The organism is Pseudomonas sp. PDM03, assembly GCF_014852385.1.
GTDB lineage: Bacteria > Pseudomonadota > Gammaproteobacteria > Pseudomonadales > Pseudomonadaceae > Aquipseudomonas > Aquipseudomonas migulae.
This window is the reverse complement of the sequence record NZ_JACVBM010000009.1, coordinates 85,485-103,781: the sequence shown is the minus strand read 5'-3', so window position 1 is coordinate 103,781 and position 18,297 is coordinate 85,485. Positions and strand designations below refer to the sequence as shown.

General features: G+C 58.4%; 17 protein-coding genes. 2 read left to right on the top strand and 15 right to left on the bottom strand.

The features are described 5' to 3' along the window. Nucleotides 1–33 precede the first annotated feature (33 nt). Nucleotides 34–357, top strand: coding sequence for a ferredoxin FdxA (fdxA, locus tag IB254_RS15090; protein ID WP_007908827.1), 324 nt, complete (start codon nucleotides 34–36; stop codon nucleotides 355–357). A 1,772-nt stretch (nucleotides 358–2,129) separates the two neighbouring features. Here the strand turns inward: fdxA and rpoS are convergent. The 8 genes from rpoS to IB254_RS15050 all read right to left on the bottom strand — a co-directional run bounded on the left by rpoS (nucleotide 2,130) and on the right by IB254_RS15050 (nucleotide 9,262). After that, nucleotides 2,130–3,137, bottom strand: a complete 1,008-nt coding sequence (gene rpoS / locus IB254_RS15085; RefSeq protein WP_008029016.1) for an RNA polymerase sigma factor RpoS — start codon at nucleotides 3,135–3,137, stop codon at nucleotides 2,130–2,132. A gap of 105 nt (nucleotides 3,138–3,242) precedes the next feature. Next, entirely contained in the window at nucleotides 3,243–4,100 is an 858-nt protein-coding gene (locus IB254_RS15080) for a peptidoglycan DD-metalloendopeptidase family protein (RefSeq protein ID WP_008029014.1), read from the bottom strand. A 202-nt stretch (nucleotides 4,101–4,302) separates the two neighbouring features. Then, nucleotides 4,303–4,938 (bottom strand): protein-L-isoaspartate(D-aspartate) O-methyltransferase, encoded by a 636-nt coding sequence (locus tag IB254_RS15075; RefSeq protein ID WP_177318174.1) that lies wholly within the window; start codon nucleotides 4,936–4,938, stop codon nucleotides 4,303–4,305. A gap of 38 nt (nucleotides 4,939–4,976) precedes the next feature. After that, a complete protein-coding gene (gene surE / locus IB254_RS15070) occupies nucleotides 4,977–5,726 on the bottom strand; it encodes a 5'/3'-nucleotidase SurE (protein WP_008029009.1) in 750 nt (249 codons plus the stop codon). Next, nucleotides 5,714–6,772 (bottom strand): tRNA pseudouridine(13) synthase TruD, encoded by a 1,059-nt coding sequence (truD, locus tag IB254_RS15065; protein WP_192417915.1) that lies wholly within the window; start codon nucleotides 6,770–6,772, stop codon nucleotides 5,714–5,716. Before truD ends, surE begins: the two co-directional genes overlap by 13 nt. After that, nucleotides 6,769–7,242, bottom strand: coding sequence for a 2-C-methyl-D-erythritol 2,4-cyclodiphosphate synthase (gene ispF, locus IB254_RS15060; protein WP_008029005.1), 474 nt, complete (start codon nucleotides 7,240–7,242; stop codon nucleotides 6,769–6,771). The genes truD and ispF overlap by 4 nt, the downstream gene beginning before the upstream one ends. A gap of 53 nt (nucleotides 7,243–7,295) precedes the next feature. Continuing rightward, the gene (fghA, locus tag IB254_RS15055) at nucleotides 7,296–8,141 is read right to left on the bottom strand and encodes an S-formylglutathione hydrolase (protein ID WP_008029003.1); all 846 of its coding nucleotides are present in this window, start codon (nucleotides 8,139–8,141) and stop codon (nucleotides 7,296–7,298) included. 8 nt (nucleotides 8,142–8,149) lie between these two features. Continuing rightward, a complete protein-coding gene (locus IB254_RS15050) occupies nucleotides 8,150–9,262 on the bottom strand; it encodes an S-(hydroxymethyl)glutathione dehydrogenase/class III alcohol dehydrogenase (protein ID WP_008029001.1) in 1,113 nt (370 codons plus the stop codon). Nucleotides 9,263–9,368: 106 nt separating this feature from the next. Here IB254_RS15050 and IB254_RS15045 point away from each other — a divergent pair, with 106 nt between their 5' ends. Beyond that, nucleotides 9,369–10,265, top strand: coding sequence for a LysR substrate-binding domain-containing protein (locus IB254_RS15045; protein ID WP_008028998.1), 897 nt, complete (start codon nucleotides 9,369–9,371; stop codon nucleotides 10,263–10,265). A gap of 169 nt (nucleotides 10,266–10,434) precedes the next feature. Here IB254_RS15045 and ispD read toward each other — a convergent pair whose 3' ends face one another. The 7 genes from ispD to IB254_RS15010 form a co-directional block, all read right to left on the bottom strand. Beyond that, nucleotides 10,435–11,142, bottom strand: a complete 708-nt coding sequence (gene ispD / locus IB254_RS15040) for a 2-C-methyl-D-erythritol 4-phosphate cytidylyltransferase (RefSeq protein ID WP_192417914.1) — start codon at nucleotides 11,140–11,142, stop codon at nucleotides 10,435–10,437. Next, nucleotides 11,139–11,417 (bottom strand): cell division protein FtsB, encoded by a 279-nt coding sequence (gene ftsB / locus IB254_RS15035; RefSeq protein ID WP_008028992.1) that lies wholly within the window; start codon nucleotides 11,415–11,417, stop codon nucleotides 11,139–11,141. The genes ispD and ftsB overlap by 4 nt, the downstream gene beginning before the upstream one ends. Before the next feature lie 172 nt (nucleotides 11,418–11,589). Further along, nucleotides 11,590–12,879, bottom strand: coding sequence for a phosphopyruvate hydratase (eno, locus tag IB254_RS15030; RefSeq protein WP_008039408.1), 1,290 nt, complete (start codon nucleotides 12,877–12,879; stop codon nucleotides 11,590–11,592). Between the two features lie 156 nt (nucleotides 12,880–13,035). Beyond that, the gene (kdsA, locus tag IB254_RS15025; RefSeq protein ID WP_008028990.1) at nucleotides 13,036–13,881 is read right to left on the bottom strand and encodes a 3-deoxy-8-phosphooctulonate synthase; all 846 of its coding nucleotides are present in this window, start codon (nucleotides 13,879–13,881) and stop codon (nucleotides 13,036–13,038) included. A 5-nt stretch (nucleotides 13,882–13,886) separates the two neighbouring features. Continuing rightward, nucleotides 13,887–15,518 (bottom strand): CTP synthase, encoded by a 1,632-nt coding sequence (locus IB254_RS15020; RefSeq protein WP_056720956.1) that lies wholly within the window; start codon nucleotides 15,516–15,518, stop codon nucleotides 13,887–13,889. A 274-nt stretch (nucleotides 15,519–15,792) separates the two neighbouring features. Continuing rightward, nucleotides 15,793–17,118, bottom strand: coding sequence for a tRNA lysidine(34) synthetase TilS (tilS, locus tag IB254_RS15015; RefSeq protein ID WP_192417913.1), 1,326 nt, complete (start codon nucleotides 17,116–17,118; stop codon nucleotides 15,793–15,795). A gap of 158 nt (nucleotides 17,119–17,276) precedes the next feature. Further along, nucleotides 17,277–18,224: an acetyl-CoA carboxylase carboxyltransferase subunit alpha gene (locus tag IB254_RS15010; RefSeq protein ID WP_008028987.1), complete on the bottom strand. Its 948-nt coding sequence runs from the start codon at nucleotides 18,222–18,224 to the stop codon at nucleotides 17,277–17,279. Between the last annotated feature and the right edge of the window lie 73 nt (nucleotides 18,225–18,297).

Here is an 18,297-nt window from a genome sequence, read left to right as displayed (position 1 = left end):
CTCCGCTGCCGCCGCCTGAGGAGAAAATTAGAAATGACCTTCGTCGTCACCGACAACTGCATCAAGTGCAAGTACACCGACTGCGTAGAAGTCTGTCCGGTGGACTGCTTTTACGAAGGCCCGAATTTCCTGGTGATTCACCCGGATGAGTGCATCGACTGCGCACTGTGCGAACCAGAATGCCCTGCCGTGGCCATCTTCTCCGAAGATGAAGTCCCGGAAGAGATGCAGGAATTCATTCAGCTGAACGTTGAGTTGGCCGAAATCTGGCCGAACATCACCGAGAAGAAAGAATCGTTGCCCGATGCCGAAGAGTGGGATGGCGTCAAAGGCAAGATCAAAGACCTCGAACGCTGATCGACCCTGCGTTCCCGAAAAGGCCCCTTGCGGGCCTTTTTGCTTTTCTGCAGGCAAAAAAGTTCTTCACGCCCGAAACACAGATAACGCAAAAACCTGTAGGAGCCAGCTTGTCTGCGGGCGGCGTTCCGACGATGGCTTCAAGTACGCCGCGCCTATCCAGACAGTACGCGTTATCGTTGACGACCATCGCTGGCAAGCCAGCTCCTACAGATTCTGTGTCGTGAGACAGAACCGGGATCACGCCACTCCCCTGTAGGAGCCAGCCTGCTGGCGATGGCTTCAAGTACGCCGCGCCTATCCAGACAGCACGCGTTATCGTCAACGACCATCGCTGGCAAGCCAGCTCCCACAGATTCTGTGTCGTGAGACAGAACCGGGATCACGCCACTCCCCTGTAGGAGCCAGCTTGCTGGCGATGGATTCAAGTGCGCCGCGTCTATCCAGACAGCACGCGTTACCGTTGACCACCATCGCTGGCAAGCCAGCTCCTACAGATTCTGTGTCGTTTGAGAGAACCGGAATCACGCCCCCCTGTAGGAGCCAGCTTGCTGGCGATGGATTCAAGTGCGCCGCGTCTATCCAGACAGCACGCGTTATCGTCAACGACCATCGCTGGCAAGCCAGCTCCTACAGATTCTGTGTCGTGAGACAGAACCGGGATCACGCCACTCCTGTAGGAGCCAGCCTGCTGGCGATGGATTCAAGTGCGCCGCGTCTATCCAGGCAGCACGCGTTATCGTTAACGACCATCGCTGGCAAGCCAGCTCCTACAGATTCTGTGTCGTGAGACAGAACCGGGATCACGCCACTCCTGTAGGAGCCAGCTTGCTGGCGATGGACGTCAACGATAACGCGGGCTGTCTGAATGAACGTGTTGTCCGGTCGTTTTTCGCGGGCAAGCCTCGCTCCTACAGGGAATCGCGTGCGCTTTTGATTTTCACCACTCATCAGGCCGAGCGTTAGCTCGCCTTCAGCTTTTGATCTGAGCGCCCCCTCGAGAGGCCGAGTGGAGGTTCTGCGCAGTGGGCAACCCGGCATGGATGCCGGGTTAGCCGCCCCCGGCCATGGATGGCCGATGGCGGCGGGCCCACGGAGCAGGACCGGAGCGAGGGTATGCCGAGCCATAGCGAGGCACCGAACGAAAGGGGCAAGAGCCCTTGGTTACTTGGGGCTCTTCCAAGTGACTCGCTGTAAGAGCGAAACCAATAGAAGCCGTTACCGCAGAAACGGATATGTACACCAGGAAGAAAACAGTCGGCTATCAAGCCGCCATCGCTAGCAAGCCAGCTCCTACAGGGGAGACCACGCAAAACTCGAAAATAAAGTGGCACCCAAACCAAAAAAAAGACAAAAAAAAGGGGCGGTTTGACCCGCCCACATTTTTTCCCTATTCCCTGTGTTCCTTTTCATCGTCCTGATGAATCGCATCCTGCAATGTCCTTTCCCCTCATCCTTGAAGGGCGTGTCTGTCCGTCGACACAACCTGAATACTAGAGAATTCCCGAGCAAGAGCAATCACCCTCCCCGGCAAAAATCCGCTGTCATATGCTCCTGACTTTTAAAAATACCTATAAAAATCAAAGCATTAAAACAAGACTCGGCGAACAATAGTCGTCTTCCAGGGTGTAAAAATAGCGAACACTTACGCAAGAGTAAGCCAAGACTTACACCGCAAGACTACAAACATATCGTCATTGCAGGAGCATCAGCCAGACAACAAAAAGCCCCGAACCAGTCGGGGCTTTTTGCATGCCGCTCAAGCGATTCGCTTATTGGAACAGCGACTCACTCGACAGGCCATTTTTCTCCAGAATCTCCCGAAGACGCTTCAGGCCTTCAACCTGAATCTGTCTGACGCGTTCCCGGGTCAAGCCAATTTCCAGGCCTACATCTTCCAGCGTGCTGCTCTCGTGCCCGCGCAAGCCGAAGCGGCGTATAACCACTTCGCGCTGCTTGTCGGTCAGTTCCGAGAGCCATTGATCGATGCTCTGGGACAGGTCGTCATCCTGCAGCAGTTCGCATGGATCGGTCGGACGGTCGTCGGTAAGGGTGTCCAGCAGGGTTTTATCCGAATCCGGACCCAGTGAGACATCGACCGAAGAAACCCGCTCGTTCAGGCCCAGCATGCGCTTGACCTCGCCCACCGGTTTTTCCAGCAGGTTGGCGATTTCTTCGGGTGAGGGTTCATGATCGAGTTTTTGCGTCAGCTCCCGTGCGGCCCTCAGGTACACGTTAAGCTCTTTGACCACATGGATCGGCAACCGGATGGTCCGGGTCTGATTCATGATCGCGCGCTCGATGGTCTGACGAATCCACCAGGTTGCGTAGGTCGAAAAGCGGAAGCCACGTTCGGGGTCGAACTTTTCTACCGCCCGAATCAGTCCGAGGTTGCCCTCTTCGATCAGGTCCAGCAGCGACAAGCCACGATTGACATAGCGTCGGGCGATTTTCACCACCAGCCGCAGGTTGCTTTCAATCATGCGTTTGCGCCCGGCCGGATCGCCACTTTGCGACAAGCGTGCAAAGTGAACTTCTTCTTCGGGGGACAGCAGAGGGGAAAAGCCGATTTCATTGAGGTACAGCTGCGTCGCATCGAGTGCACGCGTGTAGTCAATGTACTTGTGTTGCTTTAACGAAGCGGAGTGTCTGGATTTGGCACGAACGGAAGGTGGAGCAGCCCCTTCATCATTCGACATCGAATCCGTACCGATGCCGGTCTCCATCAGGAGAACCTCATCGTCGATGTCAAACTCCGGCACTTCTTTACTGAGAGCCATTGTTATAGTCCTTTGGTGAGTTCGACCTCAGGCTCAAGCGGCGCCTTTATCCTTGGCAACGCTGGAGCCTGTTCCCTCTACGTGACGGAACAGGCTGGTAACAAATCAACGACGTGGCAGGAACTGCAGCGGATCTACAGGTTTACCTTGTCGGCGAATCTCAAAATGCAGTTTCACCCGGTCTGTACCCGTTGACCCCATTTCGGCAATTGTCTGTCCGACCTTGACCTGCTGCCCCTCCCGAACCAACAGCCTGCGGTTGTGACCGTAGGCACTGACGTAGGTGTCGCTGTGTTTGATGATGACCAATTCGCCGTAGCCCCTTAAGCCACTCCCGGCGTATACCACCGTCCCATCAGACGCAGCTAAAACAGGCTGTCCCAAATCCCCGGCGATATCAATTCCTTTATTCAAACTACCGTTTGAAGAGAATTTTCCAATGAGAATGCCATTAGAAGGCCACCCCCAGCCGGTCGGGGCCGGGCCTGCGGGAGGCATCGGAGCGGGTGCTGGCTTGTTGGCGACGGACGGTGCAACCACCGTTGTCGTCGTAGTTGCGCCATTTGGCTGGCGCCGGATTACTGTGGTTTTACTCGACGATGAAGGTGCCGAATCGGCCGGACTGGCCACCGCCGTCGGCGTTGAACCGGTGCGACCGTCAAAGCGAATCGTCTGACCCGGATGTATCGTGTAAGGCGTAGGAATGTTGTTGCGTGCCGCGAGGGCTTTGTAGTCCCAGCCGTAGCGAAAGGCGATGGAAAACAAGGTGTCTTTAGGTCGAACCACATACTGGCCCGTGGTCACTGCCGGACGCTGGGCCACGGCATTGTTGCGATCGACGACGCGTACGTCGCTCGACTTGTTGCTGGAACAACCGACCAGCAAGGTACTCAAGACTAGGCCAGTCACCAGGCGCTGAAAGCTCGTTATACCCATTCGCTGCGCAATGACTGTGAGACTCACCCGCCGCTCCCTTTGTGGTGGCTGAAATATTGAATTGCCGCGCTCCCGGCATGAAGTGTCACCAGTATAACGGGCTGTGCAGGCTTTACCTTTAATGAAGCGAAGCACACGTTTGCTACCTGACGATGAAACCCGTTTAACCGATCGACGCCGCTGTAAGACAGAGGCAATCGAAGAGAATTCACAGCGCCCGGACAAATGCTCAGGCCAGGGGGCCGTTGAGCAATGGAACGAAACGCACCGCCCCCAGAACACGCCTGGAAAACCCGTGTTCTTCGCGGATGATCAGCATCAACTGTTGCACTTCACCCGAACCGACCGGTATGACCAGTCGCCCTCCAGGTGCCAACTGATCGAGCAAGGCCTGAGGTACATCGGTCGCCACCGCCGTCACGATAATGCCGTTGTACGGCGCCAGCGCAGGCCAGCCTTCCCAACCATCGCCCCAGCGGAAAACCACATTGCGCAAGTTCAGATCAACCAGGCGTTCCTTGGCCCGGTCCTGCAGAACCTTGATGCGTTCGACGGAAAAAACCCGCTCGACCAGTTGCGACAGGATTGCGGTCTGATAACCCGACCCTGTGCCGATTTCCATTACCTTGTCCAGAGGCCCCGCCTCCAGCAGCAGCTCGCTCATGCGGGCTACCATGTAAGGCTGGGAGATCGTCTGGTTGTTACCGATCGGCAACGCCGTGTCTTCGTAGGCACGGTGCGCCAGTGCTTCGTCGACAAACAGGTGTCGTGGCGTAAGGCGGATCACTTCCAGCACCTTGGTGTTGGAAATGCCTTCTTCGTACAAGCGCTGAATCAGACGCTCGCGGGTGCGTTGCGAGGTCATCCCGATACCGCGATGCATCGGGTCTTGTTCACGAGCCATCAGCGCAGTCCCTCCAGCCAGCCGTCGAGACTTGCGAAAGCATCATTGAAGGTGCGATCCAGTTGCAGCGGCGTGATGGATACATAGCCTTGCATCACCGCATGGAAGTCGGTGCCCGGGCCGCCGTCTTCGGCGTCCCCTGCGGCGGCGATCCAGTAACCGGACTTGCCGCGCGGGTCGACCACTTTCATCGGTGCCGCTGCGCGGGCGCGATGGCCGAGGCGCGTCAGCTGGATTCCGCGGATGTGGTCCAGCGGCAAATTGGGAATGTTCACGTTCAGCACCGTGCGCGGTGGCAGGTCAAGGTCAGCGTGGGCTTCCACCAGTTTGCGCGCAAAGTAAGCGGCTGTGGGAAGGTTCTCGACCTGCCGTGAGACCAACGAAAAGGCAAACGATGGCCGCTTCAGGAAACGCCCCTCGAGGGCCGCTGCCACGGTACCGGAATACAACACATCGTCCCCCAGGTTGGCGCCCAGGTTAATGCCGGAAACCACCATGTCCGCTTCGCGCTCCAGCAAGCCGTTGAGGCCCAGGTGCACGCAATCGGTCGGTGTGCCATTAAGGCTGATAAAGCCGTTGGCCAGGGTTTGCGGGTGCAACGGACGGTCGAGCGTCAGCGAACTGCTGGCGCCGCTTTTGTCCTGGTCCGGGGCGATAACCACGCATTCGGTGTAATCCGCCAGCGCAGCATAAAGCGCGGCGAGACCGGGTGCGGTTACCCCATCGTCGTTAGAAATCAGAATACGCATGGGCTGTCCGTCTGCCCCACCGGCACCAGATCAACGAGCTCGCGCACCAATACAGTGGCAAAGCATCCGGCCGGCAGGACGAATTCCAGTTGCAGAATGTCAGGCTCGGGATAATGCCACGTCAACCCACCAATGGGCAGCCGCAGGATGCGACGTTCGTGGCTCATTCCGGCGTTAATCAACCAATCGCGAAGGTCTGCTTCGCGGGCAGCGATTGCCTGCTCCAGTTCATGGACAGCGCCCATCGCCGGCGAGTCACCTTCGCCCCACTGCGGGCCGGTCGGGTGCAAGTCTAGAATCGCCAGTCGCGGGTCGCTGCACTCGGCCTCACCGGCCGGAAAAAAACTGCGGCTGTCGGTAAACGCCAACAGATCGCCAACCTGCGCTTGCTGCCAGGTGCCATCAGCGACGCGCGCCGCCAACACTTGGTTAAACAGAAAACTGCGGGCGGTGGAAAGCAGACGCGAACGCACGTTGCGCTGCTCCGGCAAGGCCTTGCGCGCGGCCCAGCTACGGGCATCGACCACGTTGCCACCGTCAAAGCCGAAACGCTGGGCGCCGAAATAATTCGGAATACCTTGTTTGGCGATCAGTTGCAGACGCGCTTCGATCGCCGCTTTGTCGCCAGCGAATTGCGTGAGGCGCAAGGTAAAACCGTTGGCCGAGTGGGCACCACGCTGCAGCTTGCGTTTGTGCCGACCGGTCTTGAGGATTTTCAGCGTATCGTTTTCCGCCGCCGACAGATCGGGGTCGGCCTTGCCCGGCAGTTGTACGCTGAACCACTGACGCGTCAGCGCCTGACGATCCTTGAGACCGGCGTAACTGACGGTGCGCAATGGCACGCCCGCCGCCTTGGCGATTCGACGTGCTGCCTCTTCGGTATTCAGGCCGCGTTTTTCCACCCAGATCCACAGGTGCTCACCGTCGCCGCTAAGCGGAATATTGAGGACTTCATCGACCTGGAAATCTTCCGCCGTAGCTTTCAGTACAGCGGTGCCGAGGGCTTCACCGTAGGCACGCGGGCCAAGCAATTGCAGTTCGTTCATGCGCGCAGCAACAAGGCAACGGAGTGCACGGCAATACCTTCTTCGCGACCGACAAAGCCGAGCTTTTCGGTGGTGGTAGCTTTCACGTTCACTTGATCCAACTCAACTTGAAGATCCGCGGCAATCAGCGCACGCATCGATTCGATATGCGGAGCCATTTTCGGCGCCTGGGCGACGATGGTGTTATCGACGTTGCCGACCTTCCAGCCCTTGGCGTGGACCAGTGCGACGACATGACGCAACAGCACACGGCTGTCGGCACCCTTGAATGTCGGGTCGGTGTCCGGGAAATGCTTGCCGATATCACCCAGCGCAGCAGCGCCGAGCAAGGCATCGCTCAAGGCGTGCAGCAGGACGTCACCGTCGGAATGAGCGAGCAGCCCGAAGCCGTGTGCAATGCGCACGCCGCCCAGAGTAATGAAATCGCCTTCAGCGAAACGGTGCACATCATAGCCGTGGCCAATACGCATAAAAAAACGCCCCGATTTTTGTCAGGGCGTGATTCTACCTGCTTTGTCAGTCATTAGGCGCTTAGAGCACGCCCATGATGCTGCAAGTGTTCATCGATGAAGCTGGCGATGAAGAAATAGCTGTGGTCGTAGCCCGGTTGCAAGCGCAACGTCAGCGGATGTCCGGCCAGTTTGGCCGCCTGTTGCAGGGCTTCAGGCTTGAGCTGGGTGGCGAGAAAATCATCTCGATCACCTTGGTCTACCAATAGCGGCAGCTTCTCGTCAGCCTCGGCAATCAGCGCACAGGCATCCCACTCGCGCCACTTCGAACGGTCTTCGCCCAGGTAACGGGAAAAGGCTTTCTGACCCCACGGGCAATCCATTGGATTGTTGATCGGCGAGAACGCCGACACCGACTGATAACGCCCCGGATTGCGCAACGCACAGACCAGCGCACCGTGACCGCCCATGGAGTGGCCGCTGATACCGCGCTTGTCCGAAGCCGGGAAATGGGCTTCGACCAATGCCGGCAATTCCTGCACGACATAGTCATGCATCCGATAGTGCCGCGACCAGGGTTCCTGCGTGGCATTCAGATAAAACCCGGCGCCGAGGCCGAAGTCCCAGGCACCGTCCGGATCACCCGGCACATCGGGACCGCGCGGGCTGGTGTCCGGGGCAACGATGATCAACCCAAGCTCGGCGGCCATGCGCATGGCGCCGGCCTTTTGCATGAAGTTTTCGTCGGTGCAGGTCAGGCCGGACAACCAGTACAGCACCGGCAGTTTGCCGCCCTGCTCCGCTTGCGGCGGCAGGTACACGGCAAACACCATGTCGCAACCGAGCACGTCGGAGCGGTGCCGGTAGCGTTTGTGCCAGCCGCCGAAGCTTTTCTGGCAGGAGATATTTTCCAGGCTCATGACCGACCTCAGAAATGAATGACGGAACGGATGCTTTTTCCTTCATGCATCAGGTCGAAAGCCTTGTTGATATCTTCCAGGCCCATGGTGTGGGTGATGAACGTATCCAGCGGGATCTCGCCGGTCTCGGCCATTTCGACATAGCTCGGCAACTCGGTACGACCGCGCACACCGCCGAACGCCGAACCGCGCCAGACGCGACCGGTGACCAACTGGAATGGGCGGGTAGCGATTTCCTGACCGGCACCGGCGACGCCGATGATCACCGACTCGCCCCAGCCTTTGTGGCAGCACTCAAGTGCGGCGCGCATCAATTGGACATTGCCGATGCACTCGAAGGAAAAGTCGACGCCGCCATCGGTCATGTCGACGATGACTTCCTGGATCGGACGGTCGAAGTCTTTCGGGTTCACGCAGTCGGTTGCACCCAACTGTTTGGCGATCTCGAATTTGGCCGGGTTGATGTCGATGGCGATGATGCGCGCAGCCTTGGCTTTTACCGCGCCAATGACCGCCGACAGACCAATACCGCCAAGACCGAAAATTGCCACGGTATCACCCGGTTTCACCTTGGCTGTATTGAGTACCGCGCCAATGCCGGTAGTGACGCCGCAGCCCAGCAGACAGACTTTTTCCAGTGGCGCTTCTTTAGGAATCTTGGCGACGGAGATTTCCGGCAGCACGGTGTATTCGGAGAACGTCGAAGTGCCCATGTAGTGGAAAATCGGCTGGCCCTTGTAGGAAAAACGCGTGGTGCCATCTGGCATCAGGCCTTTGCCCTGGGTCGCACGAATCGCCTGGCACAGGTTGGTCTTGCCCGACAGGCAGAATTTGCACTGGCGGCATTCCGGGGTGTACAGCGGGATCACATGATCGCCGACAGCGACCGAGGTCACGCCCTCGCCAATCGCCTCAACAACCGCGCCACCTTCGTGGCCGAGGATCGACGGGAAGATACCTTCCGGGTCAGCGCCCGACAGGGTGTAGGCATCGGTATGACAGACACCGGAGGCAACCACACGCAACAGAACTTCACCGGCCTTGGGCAGGGCGACATCGACTTCAACGATCTCGAGGGGTTTCTTGGCCTCGAAGGCAACGGCGGCGCGCGACTTGATCATGTTGGTTCTCCAGTGAATAAAACGAGACAGTGAGTGTAATACAGCGCCTTACGGTGAATAATCCGAACAAAAGCAAAACATTATTGCCACACAGGGATAATCGTTAATGTCCGAGAACCGCTGGGAAGGTATCGACGAGTTCGTCGCCGTGGCCGAGTGCAGCCAATTTACGGCGGCGGCGGAGCGTCTAGGGGTGTCTTCCTCCCACATCAGTCGCCAAATAGTACGCCTCGAAGAACGCCTTCAGACGCGCCTGCTGTACCGCAGCACCCGGCGAGTCACGCTGACCGAAGCCGGGCAAACGTTTTTGCAGCATTGCCAACGGTTGCAGGACGGTCGTGAAGAAGCACTCAGAGCCGTCGGCGACCTGACCAGCGAGCCCAAAGGCATGTTGCGCATGACCTGCGCGGTGGCCTACGGCGAGCGCTTTATCGTCCCGCTGGTGACGCGGTTCATGGGGCTTTATCCACAACTGCGGATTGATATCGAGCTGAGCAACCGGCAACTCGATCTGGTACATGAAGGCCTGGATCTAGCGATCCGCCTCGGCCGCCTTCAGGACTCACGACTGGTCGCCACGCGACTGGCACCGCGACGCATGTATTTGTGTGCGTCGCCGTCCTACCTGGAACGGTATGGTCGCCCACATAGCTTGTCGGAATTGAGCCGCCACAACTGCCTCATCGGTAGTTCGGACCTGTGGCAACTGGAACAGAACGGGAGGGAATTTTCCCAACGTGTGCAGGGAAACTGGCGTTGCAACAGTGGGCAAGCAGTGCTGGATGCGGCGTTACAGGGCGTCGGGCTCTGTCAGTTGCCGGATTACTACGTGCTGGAGCATCTGAAAACCGGGGATTTGATTTCGCTGCTGGAGGCTCATCAGCCGCCGAATACTGCCGTTTGGGCGCTTTATCCACAGCAGCGGCATCTGTCGCCGAAGGTGCGCAAGTTGGTGGATTATTTGAAGGAAGGATTGGCTGAGCGGCCGGAGTATCGAAGCTAGACGGTTGCTGGCGTGCCAGGAAGAAATCGAGTGCCTGGACTACCGCTATCGCCGGCAAGCCGGTCTCACTCCTACAGTGGACGGGGACGAACACACATCTTGTGTACACCGTTGAACCCTGTAGGAGTGAGCCTGCTCGCGATCGGGGATAACACTGACCCCAAGTCAATCAGCGGCGGTTAGCCCAGCGCTGTCTCAGCCATTCAAGATCTTCGGGACGTGTGACCTTGAGATTGTCGGAACGCCCTTCGATAAGGCGTGGCGATAAACCAGCCCACTCCATCGCCGACGCTTCATCAGTGATAACAGCATCCGCCACCAGACTGTCCGCCAACGCCCGATGCAACGCGCCAAGTCGAAACATCTGCGGCGTATACGCCTGCCAGATCACGCTGCGGTCCACGGTTTCAACGACACGACCGTGCTTGTCGACCCGCTTCAGGGTATCGCGTGCCGGAACCGCCAGTAGCCCGCCGACCGGATCGTCAGCCAGCTCAACCAGCAACTTGTCCAGATCATCGCGGCTCAGATTCGGCCGCGCAGCATCGTGGACCAACACCCAATCCTCATCGTCCGCACCCAACGCATGCAAGTGCAGCAAGGCATTGAGCACCGACCCGGAACGCTCGGCGCCACCGTCAACGCGTTGAATACGCGAATCGCCGGCGCATGCCAGATTGGGCCAATAAGGATCATCAACAGCCAGACTGACCACCAGTCCCTTCAGGGAAGGATGATCAAGGAAACAGCCAAGGCTGTGTTCAAGAATAGTGCGCCCGCCCAGGTGCAAGTATTGCTTGGGACGGTCTGCGGCCATACGGGCACCGACGCCCGCGGCAGGGATAACGGCCCAGAAGGCCGGTAACGAGGAATTCATTGAGCCAACTGGTAAAGGGTTTCACCGTCCTTGACCATGCCCAACTCATGGCGAGCCCGCTCTTCAACGGTCTCCATGCCTTTTTTCAATTCACTGACTTCGGCGTCCATGACCCGATTGCGCTCCAGCAGGCCTTCGTTCTCTGCGTGTTGATCCGCGATCTGCTGAGTCAGCTCGGCCACTTGCGCCAGACTGCCATTACCCACCCACAGGCGGTATTGCAGGCCAGCCAGCAACAAGAGCAAGACGAGGAACAACCAATTGGGACTGCGCATCGAATATCAGGTATCCAGTGAAAAAAGACAGCCATGCCAAAACTTTGAAGCTTCTGATAGCACGAAGCCTGGAAAATCCAGGCTTGTGCTCTTAAGGCATCAGATTAGTGGCAAAAACGTCGCTGTCGCGATTTTTCCGACACAATCCGGTGTCTTTTTTACCTTATAGCAATCAGCCGCGGAACTCGCTGCGACCGTTGTACTTGGCTTTGCCGTTCAACTGCTCTTCGATGCGCAGCAGTTGGTTGTACTTGGAAACGCGGTCGGAACGGCACAGGGAGCCGGTCTTGATCTGGCCAGCCGAAGTGCCCACAGCCAGGTCGGCAATGGTCGAATCTTCGGTTTCGCCGGAGCGGTGCGAGATCACGGCGGTGTAACCAGCGGCCTTGGCCATCTGGATGGCTTCCAGGGTTTCGGTCAGGGTGCCGATCTGGTTGAACTTGATCAGGATCGAGTTGGCGATCTTTTTATCGATGCCTTCTTTCAGGATCTTGGTGTTGGTTACGAACAGGTCGTCGCCTACCAGCTGGGTTTTCTCACCGATCTTGTCGGTGAGGATTTTCCAGCCAGCCCAGTCGGACTCGTCCAGGCCATCTTCGATGGAGATGATCGGGTAACGCTCGGTCAGGCCTTTCAGGTAATCGGCGAAACCTTCAGCGGTGAATACCTGGCCTTCGCCGGACAGGTTGTACTTGCCGTCTTCGTAGAACTCGCTGGCCGCGCAGTCCAGTGCCAGGGTCACGTCGGTGCCCAGCTTGTAACCGGCGTTGGCCACGGCTTCGGAGATCACTTTCAAAGCGTCTTCGTTGGAAGCCAGGTTCGGTGCGAAACCACCTTCGTCACCGACGGCAGTGCTCAGGCCACGGGCCTTCAACACAGCTTTGAGGTGATGGAAAATCTCGGTGCCCATGCGCAGACCTTCCGAGAAAGACTTGGCGCCAACCGGCTGAACCATGAATTCCTGGATGTCGACGTTGTTATCGGCGTGCTCGCCGCCGTTGATGATGTTCATCATCGGAACCGGCATCGAGTAAACACCCGGGGTACCGTTCAGGTTGGCGATGTGTGCGTACAGCGGCAGGTCCTGGTCCTGAGCTGCTGCCTTGGCCGCGGCCAGGGAAACGGCGAGGATCGCGTTGGCGCCCAGGGAGCCTTTGTTTTCAGTACCGTCCAGCTTGATCATCGCGTGATCCAGCGCTTTCTGGTCGCTCGGATCTGTACCTTTCAACAGGTCGCGGATCGGACCGTTGATGTTGGCGACGGCTTTCAGAACGCCTTTGCCCAGGTAACGGCTCTTGTCGCCATCACGCAGCTCGAGCGCTTCACGCGAGCCAGTGGAAGCACCGGACGGCGCGCAAGCGCTGCCGATGATGCCGTTATCGAGAAGCACGTCCGCTTCCACGGTGGGGTTGCCACGGGAGTCGAGAACTTCACGACCTTTGATGTCGACGATTTTTGCCATTGTTGTAAACACTCCAAAGTTGACGAAAACGACGCAGCTGAAGGAAATCTTTTATCGCCGGCAAGTGATGTGCAACGGGCAGACTTGCGGACGATAAGGCTCAGGCCCGAGGGCCTGAGCAACAAATCGTGCGGTACTTTACCGGAGAAATGAGGATTACGCGGTTTCTACCGTCGGAAAACTCTTCACCAGTTCGTCCAAAGCTTTGAGCTGGGCCAGGAATGGCTCCAGTTTGTCCAGACGCAAGGCGCAAGGGCCGTCGCATTTGGCGTTGTCCGGGTCCGGGTGTGCTTCGAGGAACAGACCGGCCAGTGACTGGCTGATCCCGGCTTTCGCCAGATCGAGGACCTGGGCGCGACGACCGCCGGCGGAATCGGCACGACCGCCAGGCATTTGCAGCGCGTGGGTCACGTCGAAGAACACCGGGTACTCGAACTGCTTCATGATGCCGAAGCCAAGCATGTCGACCACCAGGTTGTTGTAGCCGAAGCTAGAACCACGCTCGCAGAGGATCAACTGATCGTTACCCGCTTCCACGCACTTGTTCAGGATGTGTTTCATTTCCTGAGGTGCGAGGAACTGGGCTTTCTTGATGTTGATCACCGCACCAGTCTTGGCCATCGCGACCACGAGGTCGGTCTGGCGCGACAGGAAGGCCGGCAGCTGGATGATGTCGCAGACTTCAGCGACGACCGCAGCCTGTTCAGGCTCGTGGACGTCGGTGATGATCGGCACGCCGAAGGCTTGCTTGATGTCCTGGAAAATCCGCATGCCCTCTTCCAGGCCGGGGCCACGGTAAGAGGTCACGGAGGAACGGTTGGCCTTGTCGAAGCTGGCCTTGAACACGTAAGGGATACCGAGTTTCTCGGTGACCTTCACGTATTCTTCGCAGACCTGCATCGCCATGTCGCGGCTTTCCAGCACGTTCATGCCACCGAAAAGCACCATTGGCTTGTCGTTGGCAATCTCGATATCGCCTACGCGGATGATCTTCTGCGCCATAAGGTTCAAGCCTTCTTCTGGTGTTGAGCCAAAGCTGCTTTGACGAAGCCGCTGAACAACGGGTGACCGTCGCGTGGCGTCGAGGTGAACTCAGGGTGGAACTGGCAAGCGACGAACCATGGATGATCCGGGGCTTCGACCACTTCAACCAGCGCGCCATCACCGGAGCGACCGGAGATTTTCAGGCCGGCTTCCATGATTTGCGGCAGCAGGTTGTTGTTCACTTCGTAGCGGTGACGGTGACGCTCGACGATCACGTCCTTGCCGTAGCAGCCGTGAACCAGGGAACCCGGCTCCAGCAGGCAATCCTGCGCGCCGAGACGCATGGTGCCGCCCAGATCGGACGTTTCGGTACGGGTTTCGACGGCGCCGGTGGCGTCTTCCCACTCGGTGATCAGACCCACGACCGGGTGACCGCTTGCACGATCGAACTCGGTGGAGTTGGCATCTTTCCAGCCCATGACGTTACGAGCGAACTCGATGACCGCCACTTGCATGCCCAGGCAAATGCCGAGGTACGGAACCTTGTTTTCGCGAGCGTACTGGACGGCGGTGATCTTGCCTTCCACGCCGCGCAGACCGAAGCCGCCCGGAACCAGAATCGCGTCGACGCCTTCCAGCAGCGCAGTGCCCTGGTTTTCGATGTCTTCGGAATCGATGTAGCGCAGGTTGACCTTGGTGCGGTTGCTGATGCCGGCGTGACTCATCGCTTCGATCAGCGACTTGTAGGCGTCCAGCAATTCCATGTACTTGCCGACCATGGCGATGGTGACTTCGTGCTCAGGATTGAGCTTGGCGTCAACCACGGCTTCCCACTCGGACAGATCAGCGCCGCCGCATTGCAGACCGAAACGCTCGACCACAAAATCATCCAGGCCTTGCGAATGCAGGATGCCCGGGATCTTGTAGATGGTGTCGGCGTCTTCCAGCGCGATCACCGCACGTTCTTCAACGTTGGTGAACTGAGCGATCTTGCGACGCGAGGAGATGTCGATCGGGTGATCGGAGCGGCACACCAGCACGTCAGGTTGCAGGCCGATGGAGCGCAGCTCCTTGACCGAGTGCTGGGTTGGCTTGGTTTTGGTTTCGCCGGCAGTGGCGATGTACGGCACCAGTGTCAGGTGCATCAGCATCGCGCGCTTGGCGCCGACTTCGAAACGCAGCTGGCGGATGGCTTCGAGGAACGGTTGGGATTCGATGTCACCCACGGTGCCACCGATCTCGACCATGGCCACGTCGGCATCGCCGGCGCCCTTGATGATCCGGCGCTTGATTTCGTCGGTGATGTGCGGGATCACCTGGATGGTCGCGCCCAGGTAATCACCACGGCGCTCTTTGCGCAGGACGTGTTCGTAGACACGGCCGGTGGTGAAGTTGTTGTTCTGGGTCATGGTCGTGCGGATGAACCGCTCATAGTGACCCAGGTCCAGGTCGGTCTCGGCGCCGTCGTGGGTGACGAACACTTCACCGTGCTGGAACGGGCTCATGGTGCCCGGATCGACGTTGATGTACGGATCCAGCTTCAGCATGGTGACCTTAAGTCCCCGCGCCTCCAGGATGGCCGCCAATGAAGCCGATGCAATGCCTTTCCCCAATGAAGAAACAACACCGCCCGTGACGAATATGTAGCGCGTCATGAAAAACCCTAGAAGTCTGCGTTAAAGCGGTCCGAGCCGCCGGGGAAAGCGAAGGAAGGCCGAAGCCCCCGATCACCTGCATTAATCACAGTGCACCTTTCAAAAAAACCGCCGCGTTGGGACAGACCGGAAGATGAAACACCGGTACGTTGCTCGCTACACATTTTTTGGAATCGCCCAGCAAAGACTGCTTGGTAATCGGCAACTCCTGCAATTCAGGCGAATCCACAGAAGTTGTATCAAGAAGGGAGCGTAGTCTACCGGAAAGCCCCTTTCAGCTCAAACCTTGATCTTCGTTCGGTGGTTGCCAATGCAAATTCCAGCCGTCCTGCTCACTGCCATTCAAGCCTCGCAGCCTCGCCACCGCCAGCAATTGCTCGCCCTGATAGAGCAGCGGCAATCTGCCACGGACGAAGCCCGGGACGCCACGTTCGTTGAGCAAACGCTTCAGATCACGATGGCCGCGCTCGGGCAGACTCATGACCTCGCCCCCTTCACGATAGCGGATATGCAGCGGGCCATCGGGGGTTTGACCGGTGAGCGAGAGCACGCCGTTATCCGGCAACACCAGCGATAGCGAGGGATCAGGCCAATCAGGCGCGGGCGGCGGCGTTCGCAGCCAGCAGCCCGACAGCCACCAGATCCGCCCGTTCGCCCGATGCAATTCGCCATCGGCCAAGCGCCAGACCGGAGAGGCATCCGCGGCAGCATCACGAAAATCTTCCCAACCCGACCAATGGTCGCTATCCGGTAAACGGGTCAGTGCCGAGAGCCAGTGACTCACTGCATTTCGCTGGCGAGCGGCGGACAGGCTGGCAAGCGTAGAAAGCTCAAGTGACGGCACACCCAGCCAATCGAATTCACTGATGGAGCTGGCCTGGGCCAGATCGATTTGCGCCAACTCATCGAGCAGTTCCTGCGCTTCGCCAAGGTGCGCGGCGCTGCGAGCCATCGTCGCCATCGCTTGAGGCCAACGTTCGGTCAGCACCGGGAACACCTGATTGCGCAAGTAATTACGCGAGAAACGTCGATCCTGATTGGAAGGATCCTCGATCCAGCTCAATGAGTACTGGTTCGCGTAACCCTCCAACTCTGCTCGCGTGACATCGAGCAAGGGTCGCAGCAGATGCCCTTTGCCCAACACACGTTGACGTGGCATCCCTGACAACCCTCTCACCCCTGCCCCACGCAGCAATCGGAACAACAGGGTTTCCGCCTGATCATCACGATGCTGGGCGGTCAGCAGCACTTCATTGGCTTGAGTAGCCTCGATGAACGCGCCATAACGCGCGTCACGGGCTGCCCGTTCAAGGCTGGCGCCGGGCTGAACCTGGACGTGAACGACCTGTAGCGGTATTCCCAGCGCATCACAGACTGACTGGCAATGTTCCGGCCACGCGTCCGCCGCAGACTGAAGTCCGTGATGAATGTGAATAGCTTTCAGCTCAGGGAGGTGTTCGGTTTTGGCGAGATGGGCGAGAAGGTGCAAAAGGACAGTGGAGTCGAGTCCACCGGAAAAGGCGACGTGCCATTTCGCAGCATTGCGCCACGGGTTCAGGGCTTGCAGAAGATTGGCGGGGAGGTCCGGTCTGGGTCTCATCTCAAATACCACCGCAATCCGGAACAGAACTACAGATTCAATACCTGTGAAGATCAAATGTAGGAGCCGGCTTGCTGGCGATGGGATCGGTCAGACACCGCCGGCCTTCCGGCCGCCATCGCCAGCAAGCCGGCTCCTACATTAGTACTGCGTCAATCTCAGAGACCGTAGCTCATCAGTCGCTCGTAACGGCGCTTGAGCAGCGCTTCGTTATCGAACTTCTTCAGCATCGCGAGTTGCGAGGTCAACTCGGCACGGATCGATGCAGCGGCCGCCACCGGGTCGCGATGAGCGCCGCCCAGAGGTTCGCCGATCACTTTGTCAACGATGCCCAGGCCTTTCAGGCGCTCAGCGGTGATGCCCATGGCTTCTGCGGCATCCGGCGCTTTTTCGGCGGTTTTCCACAGAATCGACGCACAACCTTCCGGCGAGATCACCGCGTAGGTCGAGTACTGCAGCATGTTCAACTGATCGCACACGCCGATTGCCAGTGCACCACCGGAACCACCTTCACCGATGACGGTGGCAATGATCGGGGTTTTCAGGCGAGCCATGACACGCAGGTTCCAGGCAATCGCTTCGCTCTGGTTGCGCTCTTCAGCGTCGATGCCCGGGTAAGCACCCGGCGTGTCGATGAAGGTCAGGATCGGCATTTTGAAGCGCTCGGCCATTTCCATCAGGCGGCACGCCTTGCGATAGCCTTCCGGACGCGGCATGCCGAAGTTGCGGCGAACCTTCTCGCGCACTTCGCGGCCTTTCTGGTGACCGATGATCATCACCGGCTGGTCATCCAGACGGGCCACGCCGCCAACGATGGCAGCGTCGTCAGAGAAGTGACGGTCGCCGTGCAGCTCGTCGAACTCGGTGAAGATGTGTTCGATGTAGTCCAGGGTGTATGGACGTTTCGGGTGACGCGCCAGACGCGCGATCTGCCAGCTGGTCAGCTTGCCGAAGATGTCTTCGGTCAGCGTGCTGCTTTTGTCTTGCAGGCGGGAGATCTCATCGCCGATATTCAGCGAATTGTCGTTACCGACCAAGCGCAACTCTTCGATCTTGGCTTGCAGGTCGGCGATCGGCTGTTCGAAATCTAGAAAATTCGGGTTCATAGGCGTCCGTCTTGGGTCGACGTCCAAGAGAGCTTGGGCCGGCCGGTTGTCTATTCGCGCCCTACCTTAAGGG

Bases quoted from the DNA above. Each gene is read 5' to 3' on its own strand.
- fdxA (WP_007908827.1), top strand. From the start codon at position 34: ATGACCTTCGTCGTCACCGACAACTGCATCAAGTGCAAGTACACCGAC.
- rpoS (WP_008029016.1), bottom strand. From the start codon at position 3,137: ATGGCTCTCAGTAAAGAAGTGCCGGAGTTTGACATCGACGATGAGGTT.
- IB254_RS15075 (WP_177318174.1), bottom strand. From the start codon at position 4,938: ATGACCTCGCAACGCACCCGCGAGCGTCTGATTCAGCGCTTGTACGAA.
- surE (WP_008029009.1), bottom strand. From the start codon at position 5,726: ATGCGTATTCTGATTTCTAACGACGATGGGGTAACCGCACCCGGTCTC.
- truD (WP_192417915.1), bottom strand. From the start codon at position 6,772: ATGAACGAACTGCAATTGCTTGGCCCGCGTGCCTACGGTGAAGCCCTC.
- ispF (WP_008029005.1), bottom strand. From the start codon at position 7,242: ATGCGTATTGGCCACGGCTATGATGTGCACCGTTTCGCTGAAGGCGAT.
- fghA (WP_008029003.1), bottom strand. From the start codon at position 8,141: ATGAGCCTGGAAAATATCTCCTGCCAGAAAAGCTTCGGCGGCTGGCAC.
- IB254_RS15050 (WP_008029001.1), bottom strand. From the start codon at position 9,262: ATGATCAAGTCGCGCGCCGCCGTTGCCTTCGAGGCCAAGAAACCCCTC.
- IB254_RS15045 (WP_008028998.1), top strand. From the start codon at position 9,369: ATGTCCGAGAACCGCTGGGAAGGTATCGACGAGTTCGTCGCCGTGGCC.
- ispD (WP_192417914.1), bottom strand. From the start codon at position 11,142: ATGAATTCCTCGTTACCGGCCTTCTGGGCCGTTATCCCTGCCGCGGGC.
- ftsB (WP_008028992.1), bottom strand. From the start codon at position 11,417: ATGCGCAGTCCCAATTGGTTGTTCCTCGTCTTGCTCTTGTTGCTGGCT.
- eno (WP_008039408.1), bottom strand. From the start codon at position 12,879: ATGGCAAAAATCGTCGACATCAAAGGTCGTGAAGTTCTCGACTCCCGT.
- kdsA (WP_008028990.1), bottom strand. From the start codon at position 13,881: ATGGCGCAGAAGATCATCCGCGTAGGCGATATCGAGATTGCCAACGAC.
- IB254_RS15020 (WP_056720956.1), bottom strand. From the start codon at position 15,518: ATGACGCGCTACATATTCGTCACGGGCGGTGTTGTTTCTTCATTGGGG.
- tilS (WP_192417913.1), bottom strand. From the start codon at position 17,118: ATGAGACCCAGACCGGACCTCCCCGCCAATCTTCTGCAAGCCCTGAAC.
- IB254_RS15010 (WP_008028987.1), bottom strand. From the start codon at position 18,224: ATGAACCCGAATTTTCTAGATTTCGAACAGCCGATCGCCGACCTGCAA.